The sequence below is a fragment of the Mesorhizobium sp. M00.F.Ca.ET.216.01.1.1 genome (assembly GCF_004010325.2).
Taxonomy (GTDB): domain Bacteria; phylum Pseudomonadota; class Alphaproteobacteria; order Rhizobiales; family Rhizobiaceae; genus Mesorhizobium.
Genome location: NZ_SADR02000010.1, coordinates 99,506 through 120,086, shown reverse-complemented (window position 1 = coordinate 120,086; position 20,581 = coordinate 99,506). Strand labels below are relative to the sequence as shown.

General features: G+C 62.2%; 19 protein-coding genes. 7 read left to right on the top strand and 12 right to left on the bottom strand.

The features are described from left to right. Nucleotides 1-184: 184 nt before the first annotated feature. The 5 genes from EN859_RS15165 to EN859_RS15145 all read left to right on the top strand — a co-directional run bounded on the left by EN859_RS15165 (nt 185) and on the right by EN859_RS15145 (nt 6,537). Entirely contained in the window at nt 185-2,746 is a 2,562-nt protein-coding gene (locus EN859_RS15165) for an FAD-dependent oxidoreductase (protein ID WP_127853703.1), read from the top strand. Between the two features lie 107 nt (nt 2,747-2,853). After that, the gene (locus EN859_RS15160; RefSeq protein WP_189501978.1) at nt 2,854-3,702 is read left to right on the top strand and encodes a DUF1194 domain-containing protein; all 849 of its coding nucleotides are present in this window, start codon (nt 2,854-2,856) and stop codon (nt 3,700-3,702) included. Between the two features lie 255 nt (nt 3,703-3,957). Beyond that, the gene (locus tag EN859_RS15155; protein WP_127853701.1) at nt 3,958-4,908 is read left to right on the top strand and encodes an ABC transporter substrate-binding protein; all 951 of its coding nucleotides are present in this window, start codon (nt 3,958-3,960) and stop codon (nt 4,906-4,908) included. Nucleotides 4,909-4,978: 70 nt separating this feature from the next. Continuing rightward, nucleotides 4,979-5,755: an ABC transporter permease gene (locus tag EN859_RS15150; RefSeq protein WP_127853794.1), complete on the top strand. Its 777-nt coding sequence runs from the start codon at nt 4,979-4,981 to the stop codon at nt 5,753-5,755. Beyond that, nucleotides 5,752-6,537 (top strand): ABC transporter ATP-binding protein, encoded by a 786-nt coding sequence (locus tag EN859_RS15145; protein WP_127853700.1) that lies wholly within the window; start codon nt 5,752-5,754, stop codon nt 6,535-6,537. The genes EN859_RS15150 and EN859_RS15145 overlap by 4 nt, the downstream gene beginning before the upstream one ends. 165 nt (nt 6,538-6,702) lie before the next feature. Here EN859_RS15145 and EN859_RS15140 read toward each other — a convergent pair whose 3' ends face one another. After that, the gene (locus EN859_RS15140; protein WP_127853699.1) at nt 6,703-7,710 is read right to left on the bottom strand and encodes an AraC family transcriptional regulator; all 1,008 of its coding nucleotides are present in this window, start codon (nt 7,708-7,710) and stop codon (nt 6,703-6,705) included. A 194-nt stretch (nt 7,711-7,904) separates the two neighbouring features. Between EN859_RS15140 and EN859_RS15135 the strand changes: the two genes are divergently transcribed. Then, the gene (locus EN859_RS15135; RefSeq protein ID WP_127853698.1) at nt 7,905-9,287 is read left to right on the top strand and encodes an FAD-binding oxidoreductase; all 1,383 of its coding nucleotides are present in this window, start codon (nt 7,905-7,907) and stop codon (nt 9,285-9,287) included. A 210-nt stretch (nt 9,288-9,497) separates the two neighbouring features. On the opposite strand, the gene EN859_RS15130 is transcribed toward EN859_RS15135, so the two are convergent. The 3 genes from EN859_RS15130 to EN859_RS15120 all read right to left on the bottom strand — a co-directional run bounded on the left by EN859_RS15130 (nt 9,498) and on the right by EN859_RS15120 (nt 11,438). After that, nucleotides 9,498-10,436, bottom strand: coding sequence for a GlxA family transcriptional regulator (locus EN859_RS15130; RefSeq protein WP_348632924.1), 939 nt, complete (start codon nt 10,434-10,436; stop codon nt 9,498-9,500). Nucleotides 10,437-10,785: 349 nt separating this feature from the next. After that, nucleotides 10,786-10,920 carry a hypothetical protein gene (locus EN859_RS40255; RefSeq protein ID WP_127853696.1) on the bottom strand — a complete coding sequence of 45 codons (135 nt, stop codon included), beginning with the start codon at nt 10,918-10,920 and terminating at the stop codon, nt 10,786-10,788. Nucleotides 10,921-11,252: 332 nt separating this feature from the next. Beyond that, on the bottom strand, nt 11,253-11,438 hold the full coding sequence (locus EN859_RS15120) for a hypothetical protein (protein WP_127853695.1): 186 nt from the start codon (nt 11,436-11,438) through the stop codon (nt 11,253-11,255). Nucleotides 11,439-11,663: 225 nt separating this feature from the next. On the opposite strand from EN859_RS15120, the gene EN859_RS15115 reads away from it, so the two are divergent. Further along, a complete protein-coding gene (locus EN859_RS15115; RefSeq protein ID WP_127853694.1) occupies nt 11,664-12,563 on the top strand; it encodes a LysR substrate-binding domain-containing protein in 900 nt (299 codons plus the stop codon). 12 nt (nt 12,564-12,575) lie between these two features. On the opposite strand, the gene EN859_RS15110 is transcribed toward EN859_RS15115, so the two are convergent. The 8 genes from EN859_RS15110 to EN859_RS15075 form a co-directional block, all read right to left on the bottom strand. Beyond that, entirely contained in the window at nt 12,576-13,556 is a 981-nt protein-coding gene (locus tag EN859_RS15110; RefSeq protein ID WP_127853693.1) for an alpha/beta hydrolase, read from the bottom strand. A gap of 265 nt (nt 13,557-13,821) precedes the next feature. Then, complete coding sequence (locus EN859_RS15105) at nt 13,822-14,007, bottom strand: hypothetical protein (protein WP_127853692.1); 186 nt, start codon at nt 14,005-14,007, stop codon at nt 13,822-13,824. Nucleotides 14,008-14,334: 327 nt separating this feature from the next. After that, nucleotides 14,335-16,461: an ASKHA domain-containing protein gene (locus EN859_RS15100; protein ID WP_127853691.1), complete on the bottom strand. Its 2,127-nt coding sequence runs from the start codon at nt 16,459-16,461 to the stop codon at nt 14,335-14,337. Next, nucleotides 16,415-17,389, bottom strand: coding sequence for a methyltetrahydrofolate cobalamin methyltransferase (locus tag EN859_RS15095; protein ID WP_127853690.1), 975 nt, complete (start codon nt 17,387-17,389; stop codon nt 16,415-16,417). Before EN859_RS15095 ends, EN859_RS15100 begins: the two co-directional genes overlap by 47 nt. A gap of 79 nt (nt 17,390-17,468) precedes the next feature. Further along, nucleotides 17,469-18,560, bottom strand: coding sequence for a methylenetetrahydrofolate reductase (locus EN859_RS15090; RefSeq protein WP_127853689.1), 1,092 nt, complete (start codon nt 18,558-18,560; stop codon nt 17,469-17,471). Continuing rightward, complete coding sequence (locus EN859_RS15085; protein WP_127853688.1) at nt 18,557-19,156, bottom strand: methylenetetrahydrofolate reductase C-terminal domain-containing protein; 600 nt, start codon at nt 19,154-19,156, stop codon at nt 18,557-18,559. Before EN859_RS15085 ends, EN859_RS15090 begins: the two co-directional genes overlap by 4 nt. After that, nucleotides 19,149-19,451, bottom strand: coding sequence for a virulence factor (locus EN859_RS15080; RefSeq protein WP_127853687.1), 303 nt, complete (start codon nt 19,449-19,451; stop codon nt 19,149-19,151). The genes EN859_RS15085 and EN859_RS15080 overlap by 8 nt, the downstream gene beginning before the upstream one ends. Nucleotides 19,452-19,668: 217 nt before the next feature. Beyond that, on the bottom strand, nt 19,669-20,580 hold the full coding sequence (locus EN859_RS15075; protein WP_245525583.1) for a fatty acid desaturase family protein: 912 nt from the start codon (nt 20,578-20,580) through the stop codon (nt 19,669-19,671). Between the last annotated feature and the right edge of the window lies 1 nt (nt 20,581).

Genomic DNA, 20,581 nt, shown 5'->3' with positions numbered 1-20,581 from the left:
GGTAGAATTGTTAACTGCCACGCAGGGCCTAGCCAAGCCTATTTTCGGGGTCATGCGCCGGGGGGTCGCGCCGTACCTGCAGCGTGTCGCAAACAGGCGGTAGCGCGCTCGCCATCGCCTGCATATTGTGCGCCGATCAGACGGGCGCCAGGCGCGCCCGCAATACCACTTGGAGTCGCGGGTAATGGCAGGATTTCCGGAAAAGGCGAAGGTCGTCATCGTCGGGCTGGGCGGTATTGTCGGCGCATCGGTCGCCCATCACCTGATCGAGCGTGGATGGGACGATATCGTCGGCATAGACAAGTCCGGTATCCCGACCGACATCGGCTCGACGGCGCACGCATCCGACTTCTGCTACACGACCAGTCATGACTTCCTGTCCTGTTGGACGACGCTCTACTCCATCGATTTCTACGAGAAGATGGGCCACTACGCGCGCATCGGCGGCCTTGAGGTCGCCCGCGTCGGCGACGACGGCCGCATGGCGGAAATCAAGCGCAAGATCGCCTCGGCAAAGGCCTTTGGCACGCGCGCTCGCCTGATCGAGCCCGCCGAGATCAAGGAGAAGTTCCCGCTGATCGAAGAGAATATGGTGCAGGGCGGCCTGTGGGATCCCGATGCCGGTCTCGTCATCCCGCGCTCGCAGACGGTCGCCGGCAAGCTGGTCGACCAGGCGGAAGCTGCCGGCAAGCTCAGGGCGTTCGCAAATACGCCGGCCAGGTCGCTCGTCATCAAGGACGGCCGCATCACGGGCGTGGTGACTGACCGCGGCACTATCGAAGCCGACTACGTGGTGGTCTGCGCAGGGATATGGGGCCGGCTGATCGCTGAAATGGTCGGCGAGGACCTGCCGGTCATGCCGATCGACCATCCGCTCACCTTCTTCGGACCGTACACGGAGTTCGCCGGCACCGGCAAGGAGATCGGCTGGCCGCTGCTGCGCGACCAGGGCAATTCGGCCTATATGCGCGACACCGGCGATCCCAGGACCGCCGAAGGCGGGCAGATCGAGTGGGGCTATTACGAAGAGACCAACCCGCGCCTTTGCCATCCGCGCGACCTTTTGGAGAAGAACCAGGCCCGTCTCTCGCCCTCGCAGCGCGACCTCGACATGGACCAGATCTTGGCGCCGCTCGAGCGCGCCATGGAACTGACGCCGATCCTGGGCGAACTGGGCTACAATGAGAGCCATTCCTTCAATGGGCTTCTGCAGGTGACAGCGGACGGCGGCCCCTCGATGGGCGAAAGCCAGAAGGTGAGGGGCCTCTGGTATGCCGTCGCGATCTGGGTCAAGGACGGTCCCGGCATGGGCAAGCTCATCGCCGACTGGATGACGGACGGCCGGACATCGATCGACCACCACGCCATAGACTACTCGCGCTTCTATCCGCACCAGACGAAAGAGCAGTTCATCTGGGACCGCTGCACCGAAACCGCGATGAAGGTCTACAATCCAGCGGTCCATCCACGCGAGCCTTTCTCCAAGGGCCGCAATGTCCGCCGCTCGCCGTTCTGGGAACGTGAGAAGGAACTCGGCGGCTATTTCATGGAGTTGGGCGGCTGGGAGCGCGCCCATGGCTACGCCGCCAACGAACATCTGCTCGAGAAATACGGAAACCGGGTGCCGGTGCGCGAAGGCGAATGGGACAACCGCCATTTCTGGCGCGTCTCCAATGCCGAGCATCTCGCCATGAGCGAGGACTGCGGTATCGTCAACCTGTCGCATTTCGCCATGTACGACGTGGAAGGTCCGGATCATGTCGCGCTGATGGAATGGCTGTGCGCGGCAAAGATCGGTGGCGATACCAATATCGGCAAAGGCATCTATACCCACTTTCTCGACGACGAGGGCATGGTGCGCGCCGACCTGACCGTCATCCGCATGGCCGACCGCTGCCGCGTCATCGACGGCGCCGATGCCGGACCGCGCGACTTTCAATACATGCGGCGGACGGCACAAGACAAAGGTTTCGACGTCACCGTCATTGACGTGACCGAGAAGTATGTCACCATCGGCATCTGGGGTCCGAACGCACGCTCTACATTGCAAAAGGTCGTGGAGGACCCGGACGGGCTGACGCCGGAGAATTTTCCCTTCGCCGCAATCAAGCCAGTCAGGATCGCCGGCAAGGACGTGACCGCTTTCCGCATCTCCTATGTCGGCGAGCAGGGCTGGGAACTGCATATGCGATACGAAGACGGCCTGGCCGTCTGGGACGCGTTGCGTTCGACCGGCGTGATGGCCTTTGGCGTCGAGACCTATGCCAACAGCCGCCGCATGGAGAAGAGCCTGCGCCTGCAGAACGCGGATCTCTTCACCGAGTACAATCTGCTGGAGGCCGATCTTGCCCGCCCGAAAGTCAAGGAGGCTGATTTCAGCGGCAAGGCAAAGCACCTGGAATACCGCGCCCGCGCACATCAGCCGGCCATGCTTTGCACGCTCGTCATGACCGACAACATCGATTCGAGGGGTATTGCCCGCTATCCGGTCGGCATTATGCCGGTGATGGACCCGGAAACGGGCGATACGCTCGTCGACGAACTCGGCCGCCGATCCTTCACCACTTCGGTTGCCTATGGCCCGACCATCGGCAAGAACATCGCGCTCGCCTACCTGCCCTGGGCGTATTGTCAGGAGGGCCGCAAGCTGAACGTCGAATATTTCGGCGAAACGTACCCGGTCGAAGTGGCCGCTGTCGGCTACAAGCCGCTTTACGACCCGGAGAATCTCAATCCGCGCAGCTGAGCATCCTTGCTCTAAATGACCGGTTCGCAAAAATGTGAATGCAAAGGCCCGGCCTGGCACCGGGCTTTTCGCTTTGTGGCAGGACGATTCTCGCTTACCGTTGTGTCATGTCTGCTCTTGGCCATGCAGGACATTTGTTTTCTGGCGCTGCCGCACTCGCGCTCCTGCTCGGCCTGACCCCGCGATCCACCGCTGCCGAGCGCGTCGATGTCGAGCTGGTGCTGGCCGTCGATGTGTCGCTCTCCATGTCCCCGGCCGAGCTGGAAATCCAGCGGCAGGGCTATGCCGCCGCGCTGACGCATGATCGCGTGCTGGAAGCGATCGCCGACGGCGCTTACGGCAAGATCGCCGTCACCTACGTCGAATGGGCGGGGCAGAGCACCCAACACGTCGTCGTGCCGTGGACGGTGATCGCCGATCGCGCCGACGCCGAGCGAGTGGTCAATCAACTCTCCGCCCAGCCGCCGGGCAGCGCCAGGCGCACCTCGATTTCAGGCGTCCTGGGATTCGCCAGCGATCTCTTCGCCGAAAGCAGCTTCCAGGGCGTCAAGCGCGTCATCGATGTTTCGGGCGACGGGCCCAACAACCAGGGCGCGCCCGTCGACCTCATCCGCGACCAGGTGGTGAAGCAAGGCATCACCATCAATGGCCTGCCGCTGATGACCCGGGGCGGCTTCACCAGCGCTTACGACGTCAACTATCTTGACCGGTACTACAGCGACTGCGTCATCGGCGGACCCGGTGCCTTCATGATCCCGGTCAACGACTGGACGCAGTTTCCCGAAGCGATCCGCCGCAAGCTTGTGCTGGAGCTTGCTGGTCCGGCTTCGCCGCAATGGGCGGCGGAGGAGGTGTCGCATCCGCTCGTTGTGCTGGCGCAGGACAAGCCCGCCACCGATTGCCAGGTCGGCGAGAAAATGTGGCGCGACCGCACCTGGATGTTCGACAGCCGTTAGCAACAACGACCTCATACGCCCAGTCGGCCGACTTTGGGCCGAGCACTCGCCTACTTGCCGCGCGCAGGATCGCTATTTTTCAGGGCAGCGGCTGGAACGATCGTATCTCTTCGGCCGAATGCTATTGCGACCGATACTGAGGTCAAGAACAGGATCCAAAGTTGGGCGAATATTGCAGTGCAGCATCTGCTTCATTGACAAGCCCATTGGCGTCTGTGACACAATTCCCCATCCGAAAAAACAAGGGGAACCGACATGAACAGGACCACCGTTTTTGCCGCGGCACTGACGCTTGCGGCGGGATTGTCCGCGCCGGCGATGGCCGCCACATCGGTCACCATCGGCATCAGCGGATGGACTGGTTTCGCGCCGCTGACACTTGCCAAGCAGGCTGGCATTTTCGAAAAGCACGGCCTCGACGTGACCTTGAAGAAGGTGCCGCAGGCGAGCCGGCCGCTTGCCATCGCCAGCGGCGATCTGCAATGCGCCGCAACCACCGTCGAGACCTGGCTTGTCTGGAACGCCAATGGCGTGACGACGAAGCAGATATTCCAGCTCGACAAATCCTATGGTGCGGACGGCATCGTCGCCCGCAACGACATCAAGACGGTCGCCGACCTCAAGGGCAAATCGGTCGCGTCGTCGGCTCCGGGCACCTCGCCCTATTTCATGCTCGCCTGGGTGCTCAACAAGAACGGCATGTCGACCAAGGATGTGACGGTCGTCAACCTGGAGCCGGATGCGGCCGCACAGGCGTTCCTAGCCGGCCAGAACGATGCGGCGGTCACCTATGAGCCGTTCATCTCGGCGGTGCGCGGCAAGTCCGACCAGGGCCACATCCTCGCGACCACTCTCGATTACCCGATGGTGCTCGACACGGTCGGCTGCACGCCGGACTTCCTCAAGGCCAATCCCGATGCTGCCAAGGCGCTCGCCGACAGCTATTTCGAGGCGCTCGAACTGATCAAGAGCGATCCGGCGAAATCGTACGAAACCATGGGCGCCGACGTGAAGCAGTCGGCCAAGGAGTTCGAAGAGTCGGCCAAATATCTGAAGTGGGCTGACAAGGCCGAAAACAAGCAGTTCTTTACCAAGGAATTCCAGGAGTTTTCCAAGACTGCCGGCGAGCTCCTGCTGCAGATGGGGCTGATCAAGGAGGCGCCTGATGTCTCGACGCTGGCCGACACCAGCGCCGTATCCGACTGACCGGCAGGATTGCAACGCTTCGCGGCGGCGCCAGGCGCCGCCATTTTCCTCCGTGACCAAGGACTTCAAGATGCCGCGCCCCTTGCATCCGGTCTCGCCGGGCATCCGAACTGTGCTCGGCATTTCCTTCTTCGTGCTGTTCGTGGCGTTCTGGGCCTGGATCACGCTTGGCGGCCATGTCAATCGCATCTTCCTTGCCGATCCGCTGTCGATGGTTGGGGACGGCTGGCGGCTGCTGGTCGAGGACCGCTTCTGGCTCGACATCCTCATCACCATCTGGCGGGTCTTCGGCGGCTTTCTGATGGCGTCGGTCGTCGCCGTGCCGCTTGGCATCGTGATGGGCGCCTGGAAGCCGGTGGAAGCGTTCCTGGAGCCGTTCGTCTCCTTCGCCCGCTATCTCCCAGCCTCGGCCTTCATTCCGCTGTTGATCCTATGGGCGGGCGTTGGCGAGCTCGAGAAGCTGCTGGTCATCTTCGTCGGCTCGGTGTTCCAGATCATCCTGATCATCGCGGTCAAGGTCGGCAGCACACGGCGCGACCTGGTCGAAGCGGCCTACACGCTGGGTTCGTCGGACAACAGCATCGTGCGGCGGGTGATCATGCCGGCCAATGCGCCGGAGATCGCCGAAACATTGCGCCTAGTGCTCGGCTGGGCCTGGACCTATGTCATCGTCGCCGAATTGATCGGCTCGTCGTCCGGCATCGGCTACATGATCATCAACAGCCAGTCGCGGCTGGCGACGGGGCAGATCATCTTTGGCATCATCGTCATCGGGCTGATCGGCCTGCTGTCGGACTCCGCCTTCAAGGCGCTCAACCGCTGGCTCTTTCCATGGAGCCAGGCGTGAGCAAGCTTCTCATCGAGCACGTCTCTCGCACTTTCGCCGGCGTCAGGGGCGGGCAGCCTGTCCAGGCTCTGATGCCGGTCGAACTGGCGGTCGCCGCCAACGATTTCATCACCATCCTGGGGCCGTCCGGCTGCGGAAAGTCGACACTGCTCAGGATCGTCGCCGGCCTGGAGGCGCCAAGCGAGGGCCGCGTGCTGCTCGACGGCAAGGCGGTGAGCCGGCCAGGCCTCGATCGCGGCATGGTCTTCCAGTCCTACACGCTGTTCCCGTGGCTGACCGTCGCCGAGAACATCGCCTTCGGCCTGCGCGAACGGGGCATGGCCGAGCGGGAGCGGGACGAGATCGTCGCCTCCTATGTCGATCTGGTCGGGCTGAAAGGCTTCGAGAACCATTGGCCGAAGCAGATTTCCGGCGGCATGCAGCAGCGCACGGCGATCGCCAGGGCACTGGCCAACGACCCGGAGATCCTGCTGCTCGACGAACCGTTCGGCGCGCTCGATAACCAGACCCGCGGGCTGATGCAGGAGCTTCTTCTCGGCATCTGGGAACGCCGGCAAAAGACGGTGTTGTTCGTCACCCACGACATCGAGGAGGCGATCTTCATGGCCTCGCGCGTGGTGGTGATGACGGCCCGGCCCGGTCGCATCAAGTCCGACGTGGCGGTCGATCTGCCGCATCCGCGCCATTACACGCTGAAGACCAGCCCGGAGTTCTCGGCGCTGAAGGCGCAGCTGACGGAAGATATCCGCGTTGAGGCGATGCGCACCGCGCAAGCGCATTAGGGTCAGAACTCTATCAGACCGGCTGCCGCCAACGGCCGAGAGACGTGGGACCTTGCCGTTTGAATCGGTAGGTGGCAACGAGCACGCCAGGAGCAGACTTTCGAGTTCTGGGCAACGTCGGCGCGGCACGCAGACTGAAGCGTGAACGCCGGTGCCATTTTTTTCCTATTGGACGACGATAGTGGGCAACCTTTGGGCCTCCGGCAATGCCGAACGTCCCTTGCGCCAAGTGCCAGGTGGAACGCCGACAAACTTCTTGAAGGCGCGATTGAAGGCGGCCTCCGACTCATAGCCGACCTCAGCACCCGCTTGCGCGATGCTCACATTGGGCCGTTCGAGCAGGCGTCCCGCCAGCTGCAGACGCCACCGAGCAAGATAGTGCATCGGCGAGACCTCGACATAGTGGGTAAAGCGGCCCGCAAATGCGGTGCGCGAGAGCCCTACTTCGCGGGCGAGTCGGTCCAATGTCCATTCCTCCCTGGGGCGTGCATGAATGAGCCGGAGCGCTTCGCCGACGTGTGGATCCCGAAGGCCTGATAGCCACCCGCGCGAATCGTGGGGGAGGGTCTCGAGATGTCTGCGGATAATTTCGACAAACATCAGCTCGCTCAGCTTGGCGAGGATCGTTTCACCGCCCGCCCGCCCGCTGCCACCCTCTGCTAGCGCCAGCCGAAAGAGATCGATAACCCAGCTGCTTCCATCGGCGGGTTTGCGGGCGCATAGTATGGCCGGCAACGTGGCAAGGAGGGGATTGAAGGGACGCGCATCGCAACCAAGGTACCCGCAAATGAACCGGGTCCGCTCCTCTCCCCCACCACCATGAATCACCGCGAATGGCAGGTGCTCGTCTATCGGCCGATAATACATTGCCATGTTGGGTTCGCCCCGCGCCCCGGGCGAGGAGCCCAAGACATTCGGAACACCACCGGGGAAGACAACGACATCACCGGCGTTCACGAGCACTGGGGGCACGGAGTCGTCTCCCAGCGCGGCCCAGCACGAGCCCGACATCACAGCATGAAAAGAAATGATGTGCTCTGCCTCTGGCATGATGGCGGCGGCAATCTCAGCCGTACCCGGCGACTCAGCGACCCAGGGAGAACTAGCGTCGACGTCGAAATAGATCGCACCTGTGAGGCGAACGGCTCGGAGCACATCGGAAAGGACATCCATGCACTACATCTCCGGAAACGATCGACTACTCCCTTGATGACGAGTTTTCTGCCGGGCGCACGAGCGAGCGCGCGTCTGGCGTGATCCTACTCTGAACGATCGGGCAATAGAACTGGACGATGTGACATTTGCGGGAACGCCTGACGGGACTAGCGTTCCTGGATAGGCCGACAGGTTCGGTAGGGAGGAATATCATGAACGACGAAGACATCACAAAATTCGCAGCAAGCCTGCGGGGTGAAGTCATCCGCACCGGCGACGCCAGCTATGACGAAGCCCGCAAGCTCTACAACGGAATGATCGACAAGCGGCCGCTGATCATCGCCCGCTGTGTCGATGTCGCCGACGTGATCACAGCGGTGAAATTCGGCCGCGATAACAATTTGCTGGTTGCCGTACGTGGCGGCGGCCATAACGGACCAGGATTAGGGAGCTGCGACGACGGTCTCGTGATCGACCTGTCGGCGATGAACGGCGTGCGCGTCGATCCGGACGCCCGTACGGCGCGGGTAGGCGCGGGCTGCACTCAGGGCGACGTCGACCACGCCACCCATGCCTTTGGGCTGGCCGTACCGGCGGGCATCATCTCGACCACCGGGATCTCCGGACTGACGCTGAGTGGCGGCCACGGCTATCTGACGCGCAAATATGGTCTGACCATCGACAATCTGATCGAGGCCGATGTCGTGCTTGCCGACGGAAGCTTCGTCACCGCCAGCAAGGAACGGAACCCTAACCTGTTCTGGGCGCTTCGCGGCGGTGGCGGCAATTTCGGCGTCGTCACCAGTTTTGTGTTCCAGCTTCACCCGGTCAAGATGGTCTTTGCGGGGCCGATCGCATGGGATCAGGACCACGCCCGCACCATCATGCAGCGTTATCGCGAGTTCCTGCCGCGCGCGCCCGAGGAACTCGGGATCTTCCTCGGGCTCAAGACGATCCTCTCGAGCGCGCCGTTCCCGGAAGAGTTTTGGGGAAAGCGGATGTGTCTCCTGATGTGTTGCTACAGCGGTCCAGAGGAAAAGGGTAGAGAGGCGCTAGCCCCGCTCATCGATGCGCTCCCCGCGCCTTGGTTCAATTGGATGGGAACGATGCCCTATCCCGCCGTGCAGAGCATGTTCGATGGGCTCTACCCGAAGGGGATGCAGTGGTACTGGCGGGGCGATTTCGTCAAGACACTATCTGACGCAGCGATTGACGCCCATCTCGAGCAGGCGGCGAAGACGCCGAGCGAACTATCGCTCATGCATCTCTATCCGATCGATGGCGCCGTCCATCGCATCGGCAAAGACGAGACAGCCTGGAATTGCCGCGATGCGACCTGGTCGATGGTCATCGCAGGGATCGATCCGAACCCGCAGAAAGCGGGGCCGGTCACGCGCTGGACCAAGACCTATTGGGAGGCGGTGCATCCATTCGATCTGGGTGGCGCCTACCCGAACTTCATGATGGATGACGAGGGCGATGCAAGACTCAAGGCGGCCTATGGCGACAACTACGATCGCCTAGCTACGCTGAAGAAGAAATATGACCCGACCAACCTCTTCCGGGTGAACCAAAACATCCGGCCAACTGCCTGACGAGGGGCCGCTCGTAAGACCGGCACGTGCTGTGCCGTACCGGCTATGGGCCAACGAAGGCCCCGGCCGGCACGATGAGGAGGCGGGTCAGGACGCGACAGTCGGCCCACCGGTTACGTTCAGCGATGTCCGACACAGGAAGGGCGGAAACTCGGTCGTCAGAGTGATTGGGTTTTGACCCAAAAAGGTCTCTCTTGGCTGGCGGCCCGATCAGGCCGCCAAAAGCTGCTTGCGGTCGACGCGCTCCTGCTGCGGCGAGCGGGCGTAGAGCTCGCGATAGCATTTGGAGAAATGCGAGGCGGAGACGAAGCCGCAGGCGACCGCCACTTCGACCACCGGCAGCGACGACTGGATCAGCAGGTGCCTTGCCCGGTCGAGCCGGATCTCCAGATAGTAGCGGGCAGGGGACCTGCCCATCTCGGTGCGGAACAGGCGCTCGATCTGACGGCGCGACAGATCGACATGATCGGCGATCTCGATCAGCGACAGCGGCTCGGAAAGGTTCGCCTCCATCAGCTCGATGATGGTCAGCACCTTGGAGTTCTGCACGCCGAGGCGTGCGCGCAGCGGCAGGCGCTGGCGGTCGGTCGGGCTGCGCACACGGTCGGTCAGCACCTGTTCGCACACCCGGTTGACGAGGCTCTCGTCGAAATCGTCGCCGATCAGCTTCAGCATCATGTCGAGTGCCGCGGTGCCGCCGGCGCAAGTGTAGATGTTCTGGTCGATCTCGAAGAGGTCGGCAAAGACATTGGCCTTCGGGAACGCCTCGGAAAAGCCCGGCAGGTTCTCCCAGTGGATGGCACAGCGCTTGTTGGACAACAGGCCGGCGGCAGCCAGGATATGCGCACCGGTGCACAGGCCGCCGACGGCGACGCCGCGATTGTATTCCTCACGCAGCCAGGCGAACGTCGATTTGTTGTGATATTGCTCGACATTGATGCCGCTGCAGACGATCGCCATGTTCGGCCGTTCCGGCCCGGCCATCTTCTTGCGCTCTTCCTCAAGCGAGGTGTTGACGGCGCATTCGACGCCGTTCGAGGCGCGCACAGGCTTGCCGTCGATGCTGGCGAGGCGCCAGCGGTAGGCCTCGTAGCCGAGCATCCGGTTGGCCGAGCGCAGCGGGTCGAGCGCCGTCGCAAAAGCGATCATGGTGAAATCGGGGACGAGGAAGAACACAAACGATCGCCTGATCGGATGCTTTACGGCATTCACGGGAAACCTCACGCAGCCATGACGCGAACAGAATGTCGCTAACAGCATAGCGACATCAGGAAAAACCATTCATGTCAATCGGCTAGGCGGCCGTGAGAAGATTAAATTTGCGACATGGGTCGCAAATGGGCAATTGCTCTGCGCGGCGGGCACAACATGCTGCCAAAACGAGCAAGGTGCAGGACGTGGCCGACGCGAAGCGAAAACGCCGCCTCGGCAAGGCCGAAGCGGCGCTGGGATCAACTTCGATGCAGCGGCAGGGAGTGCCGCTCGAAAAGTTGTTGGATCAGGCAACGAAGCCGAGGCGCGCGGCAGCCATGGCGCCGGTCTGGCCGGGCATGGTGTTGGCAAGGCGCTGGCGCTCGAGCGCGGTGGTCAGGTTCATTTCACGGCGGGGGAAGAGGCGGGCAAAAAGCTTCATGATCATCTCCATTCGGTTGCTCAGACGGGTCGCCTTCGCTTGATGGAGTGGGGCAGCTCGTTTGCTGGCGTCGATATAGTCTTGCGTGAGGGAAAACTAAATCGCAAAAGCGAAGCACTTGATATGAAAAGCGACACCGGCTGCGATAATTTTGGGCAATCTGCCCAGGATTTACGATTATTTACAACGCGTTATTGAGAAAATGAGCTGCTATGCGGCTTGCTCATATGCGCCATGCGGCGGGAACATGGCTCCGAAAATCATTTGACTACAAAGTAAAAGGCCTGCCGAGCGGTCTGCGCGGCAGGCCTTCAGCTCTTGATACACACGGTCTACTTCGCTCCAGCCCAGGATCCGACACCGTGGCGGGCGCCAGTCCTGGCATCGGCAGCTTCGGGCCAGCCGATATCCTTCTGCAGTTCGATCGGCAGCGCATGGATGGCGCGTTCGGTCTGGTAGCGGGCGCGGGCTGCGCTGAATTCGGTCGCGAGCCGACCGATGGATGACAGGATAGACATCTCATTCTCCTTCGTGTTGGGCCGGAAGTGTCCGGCGCTGGCTTCGTCAGGGATTACAACCGGTTTGTTTCAGCTTCATTTCAGGTCGCAGGTCGGTGTCATGGTCGCTTCGTGACCGCTATTGATACGTTCCGCTTCGATGGAGTTGACTATCCTCCCAAACTGATGTTCAATCAAACGAAATGGAATGATGGTTTGCATCAGAAAAATTGAAGGCTACTTCCGATGAATGCCCCGCTCAATCATCCGTTGCCGTTGCTCGATCTCGACGTTTTGCGTACTTTCGTGGCGATTGCCGAGACCGGCAGTTTCACAACCGCGGCCAATGCCGTCTTCCGCACGCCATCGGCCGTCTCCATGCAGATCAAGAAACTGGAGGACATTCTCGGCCGTTCGGTGTTCGCGCGCGACGCGCGGTCGGTGACGCTGACCACGGATGGCGAGATGCTGCTCGGCTATGCCCGCCGGCTGCTTTCGATCAACCGGGAAGTGGTGTCGAAGTTCATCATCCCCGACATTGTCGGAGTGGTGCGGCTCGGCTCGCCGGACGACTATGGCGAGCGCGTCCTGCCGCACGTGTTGAAGCGTTTCGCGCAGTCGCACCCTTCGATCGCGGTCGATGTCACTATCGACCAGAGCGTCAATCTGCGCCGGCGCATGGACGACCGGGCACTCGATATCACGCTGCTGACCAACTCCTACAAGACCAGCGCTGTCGGCGCTGAAGTGCTGCTCACCGAACCGATTGTCTGGGCAGGCGCCAAGGGTGGCTGCGCGCATCTACGTGAGCCACTGCCGGTTTCCTTGTGGGAAGAAGGCTGCGCGTGGCGAGCTGGAGCTCTCGAGGCGCTTGGTCGCGAAGGCCGCAATTACCGCATCGCCTATATGAGTGCGCATACAGCCGGCCAGCGCGCCGCGATCATGTCCGATCTTGCGGTGGCGCCGCTGCCGAAGTCGTTCCTCGGCAACGACATGGTCGAGCTTTGCCCGAAAGACGGCATGCCTGATATCGGTACCTACAACCTTGCCATGGTCGTGGCGCCGGACGCCAGCGCACCGGTGAAGGCGGTCGCCGACCACATTCGCGCGACCTTCGAGTTGTTCAGGGAGACCGGGAAGTTCTGACCTAGGCCAGGACTATCTCAACGGCGCAGCGATGTCGCGAGCGGCCAAATCGCGATCTGGCCGTTGCAGTAACAATTCGCCGGCCTTGGCCTGATATCTTTCGGTTTCGCTGGTCAAAAACGCCACGATGCTGTCGCGTGCACGTCGCGCCTCAGGCATGTCGATCAGTGGCCAGGCGTGGAACATGCCTTCCTCGTAGACGACCTCCACCTCGACGCCGGCAGCTCGAGCCTTCTGCGCAAAGACCAGATTGTCGGGGGTGAGCATATCGCGCGATCCGGTCAGCAGCAGTGTTTTCGGCAGTACCGAAAGATCGCCGTATATCGGGCTGATACGCCAATCGCTGGGATCTATGCCGGCGCTGTAAAGCCGGATCGCTTCCAGTCCGCCGGCAATGCCCAGCCAAGGGTCATTCCGCTCCGCCTCGAAGATTTCGGGATTGGTGAGCGACACGTCGAGGCCAGGCGAGATCAGCACGTGGCGCAACGGCAAGGGCAGGCCTTCTTGCGCAGCCATCATAGTCAGTACCACGGCCATGTTGCCGCCGGCGGAATCACCCATGAAGACGATGTCCTGCGCGTCCGTTTCGTCGAGCATCTGCCGGTAGACGTCCCCAACCATGCCGAACATGGCATGGAAGTCGTACTCCGGAGCGATCGGATAGATCGGCACGGTAAAACCGAACCCCAGCCGGTCGGCCATATCGGCGATCAGTCGCCAGTGGTAGGATGTGATTTGAAAGACATAGGCGCCACCGTGCAGGTAGAGAATCCGCTTCCGTTCACCGGGTTTGGGAGCGATCTCGTATGCGGGGAAGCCGCCCACGGTGCGCGTTTTGATGTCGAGCTGCGACCGCAGTGACGCGGGCGGCTGATGGGTCTCCGTCTTGCGGGCATAGGCAATCCAACGCTGCAGGTTTTCCGGGCTGGAAAAGGCCTTCTTGCGGCTGTACCTGAGAACGTACGACACGACATAACTTTTGAGACTGGGCATGCAGATACACGGATTTCGGCACAGCCGACAAGAGAATTCCCCCACTGTTTCGAAGATTGTGCCTTCATCCAAAAAGTCAAGATTTGCGCGATCTCAACACGGTTGTGTGATCCGGCTGGTGACCAGGGCAAACATTTGGCCTGCTCGCGGCCGCCGCAGTCTCAGCCCCTAGGCAGCAGTGCGGCACCCAGCTTGTTGTCGCCCGCCGGGGCCGCATGACGTTCCCGGCGCAGGCCAAGCAGTATGCATTTGTCGGCGAAGGTCATCAGCGCGCGGAGCCCAGGAGCAGTGCCGCGAGGGCCGCCTGCGGGTCACTGGGAGGCGAGGCGGGCCAACCGATGTCCTTCTGGATTTCGGGCGGCAGGCTGTTTAGAGTCCGGACGGACCTGTTCCTGTTGTGTGCATGTTTGATGGCCGCGGCATAGCGGCCAAGACTTTCGAACATCGACATTGTTGTCTCCCTTGAAACGTTACGGCGGCAGAAATATCCTCTGCCGCCGTTCGATACCTGTTAAATGCGCCGCGCATGTATCGGCCGAATTTCGCGAAAACAGCGTCTTCGTTTCCAGATCTGCATGATCTGGAAACATTTGCATACATATGAAATCGAATGGTGATTTGAGCTGACCGGCGCGCGAGATTGGCTGCTCTCAATCAGTTCAATCAGAAAGTTGGCGCCGCCCCACATCGACTAAACGGGTGGCGGCAGCCGGTTGAGGGGCAGCGCAAAGACCAGGAAGCACTTCATGGACGACGTGCGATAGTACCTGGGTCTTTTTTATCCGCGGCTGCGCCTTGCGGCATGGCCTTCGCGCGAACGCCGCCGCGGGGCGGCGTCGCCAGCAACGCCGTCCTCGCTGACGGTCTTCCTGGGCGGGAGTTTCACCGCAGCCGACAGTTTCGGGAACGGGTCTATCTTGTTCGGCAGCGCCATGGCGTAAACGAAATGCTCCTGGAATTTCGGCTCCAGCGCGGTCTCGATCTTCTCGATCCGACTTACGGTTTCTTCGATCTCACGGCGATAGCCCCGGTTCAAGAGCGCCATGCGTGCCCCGGCACCGGCAGCATTGCCGACAGCCTGGACCTTCTCGAGGTCGCAGTCAGGGATCAGTCCCAGCACCATGGCGTATTTCGGATCGATGAACGAGCCGAAGGCGCCGGCGAAATGGATGCGGTCGACATGATCGGTATGCTGCTTTTCCATCAGCAGCTTGGTGCCGGCATAGAGTGCTGCCTTGGCAAGCTGGATGGCGCGCACGTCGGTCTGGGTGATGGTGATCTTCGGCTCGCCTTCCTTCAGCACGTAGGAGAAGGTGCGGCCACTGGTGACGACGCGCGGCGAGCGCGCGCCGAGCGATCCATCGATGACGCCGTCCTCGGAGATTATGCCGGCGAGATACATCTCGGCGACCACCTCGATGATGCCGGAGCCGCAGATGCCGGTGACGCCGGTCGCCTGCACGCTGTCGAGGAAGCCCGGCTCGTCGGACCACCGTTCCGAACCGATGACGCGGTATTTCGGTTCGAGCGTTTCCGGATCGATGCGCACGCGCTCGATGGCACCGGGCGCGGCGCGCTGGCCGCCGGAGATTTCCGCACCCTCGAAGGCCGGGCCGGTGGGCGAGGAGGCTGCCACCACTCGCTGGCGGTTGCCGAGCACGATCTCGGCATTGGTGCCGACATCGACGATCAGCATCATCTCGTCCTGGCGGTGCGGGCCTTCCGACAGCGTCACCGCCGCCGCATCGGCGCCGACATGGCCGGCAATGCAGGGCAGCATGTAGAGCCGGGCGCCCTGGTTGAGCTTCAGGCCGAGATCGGACGCCTTGATGTGCACGGCGCCCGAGACAGCGAGCGCAAAGGGCGCGCCGCCGAGTTCGGTCGGATCGATGCCAAGGAACAGGTGATGCATGATCGGATTGCCGACGAAGACGGAATCCAGGATGTCGTTGCGCTGGACATTGCCTTCCGCGCAGACCTTGTCGACAAGGCCGGAGATTGCCTCGCGCACGGCAACCGTCATGCCTTCGCGGCCGTCCGGGTTCATCATCACGTAGGAAACGCGGCTCATCAGATCCTCGCCGAAGCGGATCTGCGGGTTGGACGTGCCCGACGAGGCGGCAACGCGGCCGGACAGCAGCGACACCAGATGCATGGCGATGGTGGTCGAGCCGATATCGCAGGCAAGCCCGTAGGCCTCGTTCTTGAGGCCCGGCCACAAAGCAATGACCCGCGCGGTCTCGCTGTCGGCGTCCTTGTGGATGGCTGCGGTCGCTGTCCAGTTGCCCTTGCGCAATATGCCCTGCACCTGCGGCAGCAGATGGAAGTCGAAATCGAGGCTCTTGAGACCCCAGTCCTTCATCAGCGCGATCTTCAGGCGATCGAGATCGCCAAGCGGCTTGTGCATGTCGGGCTCTTCAATCTCGACGTAGCACATGTGTATTGCCGAATCGCGGGCAATGATCCTGGTGTCGGCGTCCTTGCGGATGGTCTGCGCGTTGATGACTGTGTCCTGCGGCACGTCGACGACGAGGTCGCCGAGGATCTGCGCCGAGCAGGACAGGCGGCGCCGTTCGGGCAGGCCACGCACGCGCTCGTAGCGCTCTTCCTTCGCCCCTTTAGGCGAAATGTGGTCGTTGGAGGAAACGATCTTGTGCTTGGCGAAATTGCCTTCCTGCACCTCGACCTGGCAGCGCCCGCAGGTGGCGCGTCCGCCGCACACGCTTTCGACGTAGACGCCGAGCTGGCGCGCGGCATCGAGCACCGGCGTGCCGACCGGAAACCGCCCGCGCTTGCCGGACGGCATGAACAGCACGAGCGGATCGGTTATGTTGGCAGGAGAGTTCACGATTACGCGCTTATCCTCGGGCCATCCGGGCTTCACGGCCGCCGCGCCTGCGGCCATTGTTATTGCCGCCGTTGCCCGGCGCGTTGACTTGCGTGGGGGCGGCAATGGCCTGACCGCCTTCTGACGGCTTGTAGTCCTTGTAGGTCCTGATCCAGTTGGTGCAGTTCTCGTCGGTGCCGTTGAGCACATTGGCGCCGCGCACGGCTTCCATTTCCTGCGGGCGCACCGGGTTCATGATCGCCGAAGTCATGCCGGCGCCGATCACCATCGGGATGAAGGCGGCGTTGATGCCATGACGATGCGGCAGGCCGAACGAGATGTTGGAGAGGCCGCAGGTGGTGTTGACCTTGAGTTCCTCGCGCAGCCGCCGCAGCAGTGCGAACACCTGGCGGCCGGCATCGCCCAGCGCGCCGATCGGCATGACCAGCGGGTCGACGACCACGTCATGCGAGGGAATGCCGAAATCAGCGCAGCGTTGCACGATCTTCTTGGCGACGGCGAAGCGCACGTCGGGGTCCATCGAAATGCCGGTCTCGTCGTTGGAAATGGCGACGACCGGAACGTTGTATTTCTTGACCAGCGGCAGGATGGCTTCGAGCTTTTCCTCCTCGCCGGTGACCGAATTGACCAGCGGGCGGCCCTTGGCGACCTTTAGCGCCGCCTCGATCGCGGCGGACACAGAACTGTCGATCGACAGCGGCAGGTCTACCAGCCCCTGCACGATCTCCAGCGTCTGAACCAGCAGCGCCGGTTCGGTGGCGTTGGGATCGACGGCAGTGACGCCGGCATTGACGTCAAGCATTGTCGCGCCACAGGCGGCCTGTTCCAGCGCGTCCTTGATGACGGTCTCGAAATTGCCCGCTACCATCTCGGCGGCCAGCTTCTTGCGGCCGGTCGGATTGATGCGCTCGCCAATCACGCAGAAAGGCTGGTCGAAGCCGATGATGATTTCTCGTGTCGCCGAGGCGACGATGGTGCGGGTCATGAAATCTCTCCTCATGATATAAAGAGTTCTTTATATCGTTATCTGATTTTGATCAAGCGGATGGTGACCGTTCGCGCCTTCAATGCGCGGTCTTCACCATGTCCACCTGCGTTTCGGTAACCTCGTCGTGCAGTATGTGGTCGAGTCGGTCGGCGACGAGCTGGTCGTCGCGGCGGATTTCGCGCTTCCATGGCTGGCGGCCCTTCAGCACGCCCGATTCATCGACGATCTCGGCGACATACTCCTCCTGGCGGTAGGCCATCACATGGACGCCGGAAACGCCGGGAATTTCCTTCACTTCGTTGATGATGTCGATGCAGAGCTGCTTGCCTTCCTTCTTCTGATCCTGGGCGCCTTCCAGCCGCTTGACGATCGCATCGGGGATATGAATGCCCGGCACGTTCGAGCGGATCCACTTGGCCGTTTTGGCAGAAGCCAGCGGTCCGACGCCGCACAGGATGAAGCATTTTTCGTCGTAGCCGAGGTCGCGGACCTTCTGCATGTAAGCGCGGAACATCGGGACGTCGAAGCAGTACTGGCTCTGCGCGAACTGCGCACCGGCGGCGATCTTCTTGCCGAGCCGATACGGCCGGAAATCGTAAGGCGGCGCGAAAGGGTTGATCGCAGCGCCAAGGAAGATCTGCGGCGGCGTGGTCAACTTGCGGCCCGACAGGAACTTGCCGTTGTCGCGCATGATGCGGCAGGTTTCGAGCAGCGACATGCAGTCGAGGTCGAACACCGGCTTGGCGCCGGGCTGGTCGCCGGCCTGCACGCCGTCGCCGGTGAGGCATAGCATGTTGGCGACGCCCATCGCCGCGCCGCCCAGAACGTCGCCCTGGATGGCGATGCGGTTCCTGTCACGGCAGGCGATCTGCATGATCGGTGCGTAGCCCATGCGGGTCAGCAGCGCGCAAATGCCGACCGACGACATGTGGCAGTTGGCGCCGGACGCGTCGACGGCGTTGATGGCATCGACCCAGCCGTCGAAGATTTTCGCACGGTTGTAGACATCTTCCGGATCGGCGCTGTCGGGCGGGTTGAGCTCGGTGGTCACTGCGAACTCACCGCGCCTCAAGACGCGCTCCAGCCGGCCACGTGATGTATGGCCGGGCAAGGGATCGAGCGGCAGATGGATGCCGGCCGGGTTCTCGTCGCGCTGGCGTCCGATCATGCCGACGCCCCAGGCTTTGCGGTGTTGCGGGCGGCCTCGCGGGCGGCTGCCGCCTGCGCGGTGACCCGTAACCAGGCAGATGTCTCGCGCAGCGACTGGTCGACCGGCTTCTGCACGTCGAGGATCTTGTCGCCATGCACCATGTTTTGCGATCCTTCCCAGGCCTTGACCCAGACGCACGGCATATCCGGCTCGACCTCGCAATTGCCGTTGGCGCGCACGCCGCCGCAGGGGCCGTTGCGCAATTGCTTGGGGCAGTTCATCGGGCATGACATGCCGGTGGAGGACAGAATGCACTGGCCGCACATGCGGCAGTCGAACATGAAGCCCTTGACCCGCTTTTCGACGAATTTGACCGGACCTTCGACGCGGCCGTAGCCGATGCCCTTCCACAGTGGATGCAGGAGCAGGAACATGTCGGCGAACCTGGCGTAGAACCATTCGAGCAAGCGCGAGTGCCGCACCGACCACAGCCGCACTGCGAAGGAGCGCTGCACGCGCCGCTGCGGCGACACGTCGGCCGGCTTGTAGTCGGATTTCGGCGCTGCCTTCTTGACCAGTGTGGCCTGAGTGACCGTCGGGGTGGTTTCAGACATTTTCCTTGCCGCCCGCCTTGACCAGAGCGACCAGCCGCTCGCGGTCGTATTTCGCGTCGAGGTGCTGCAGGGCCTTTTCAGCCTCGGCTTCGAGGTCGTCGCCGACCGGAACCGGATCGGCCTTGCGCCATTCGGCCAGGTAATCGTCGGTGCCGCCCGCGCCGGTGCGCATGGCGCACATGTCGATCGCCTCGGTAAAGCGCAGCGGCAGTTCGCGCTTGGCGTTCTGCCGGCCTTTCCGGACGATGACCTGGGCGGGGATGTCGCGCCAGTAGACGACGATCAGATCGGCCATGAATTCTCACTCCCGTAGAGCGCCGTACGCCCAATCGGAAAGGACGCTCGTCACTTTAACTCAGCTGCATCATGCCTTCCGAAGATCGATTCCGATTTTCGGGCCGATGCAGTGTTTCGAGCATTGCCGTATGCGCTGCTGGGCTGCTTGTTATGGGACGACGCGCGCGCATTCAAAAGCGACGCATTTGGATGTCGCAAAATGAAAGCGGGGAATCTCAGCCGGCTGGACGGTGGAAGCTGCCCAGAAGCTTCCGGTGAAAGCGGACATAGCCGCGTTCGGTGGTGCGCAGATGCTCCGCGACGATCTCGTGGAAACGCGGCAAGCGGTGGAAGGGAACGGCCGGATAGGAATGGTGCTCGGCGTGGTAGGGCATGTTCCATGCGATGAAACGCACCAGCCTGGTGGTGAAGGTGGTGCGTGTGTTCTCGAGCATGTTGGCGACATGCGGGCAGCGTGAGTGCTCGGCCAGCAGGTAGGCCCTCAAGAAGGGCTGGCCGACGAGCACCGGCACGATCCAGACCCACAGCAGCAGCGCCGATTGCGCGGCCAGCGAGCCGGCCAGCAGCACCGCATAGGCAATCACGAACACGCGCGCTTCCAGAACGACCTTATCGCGGCCTTTTTCCGGCACGAAGGTGTCGCAGTTGCGCCCGGCGGCGTTGGTCGCGACCACGCGCACCATGCCGATCCAGTAAGGGCCGCCGGACAGATAGCGCAGATACTCACCAGTTGTCTCGGGCTTCGGGCTCATCAGTTCAGGATCATTGTCCGGGTCATGCGTGTGGCGATGATGCGCGAAATGGAAATAGCGGAACCATGCCGGCGGCAGCAGGATCAGAAAGCCGGTGACGGTGGCAATAGCGCGATTGAGCCAAGGCGTCCTGAACGCCGTCTCGTGAATGGTCTCGTGCAGCGTGGTGAAGAGAAATATGATCAGGATTCCCTGCGGCAGCACCAGGACCGGCCAGAGCGGGATGCGGGCAGCGACCAAGGCGCCCAGCACGACGACCAGCCCGCCATGGACGGCCAGCCGGAAAATGCCGGGCGCATCCGCCTTGGTGGTGAGGTCGCGACGATCCTCGACCGAAAGGCCGGCGACGATGGCGCGGTGGTCGATCTCGCTCATG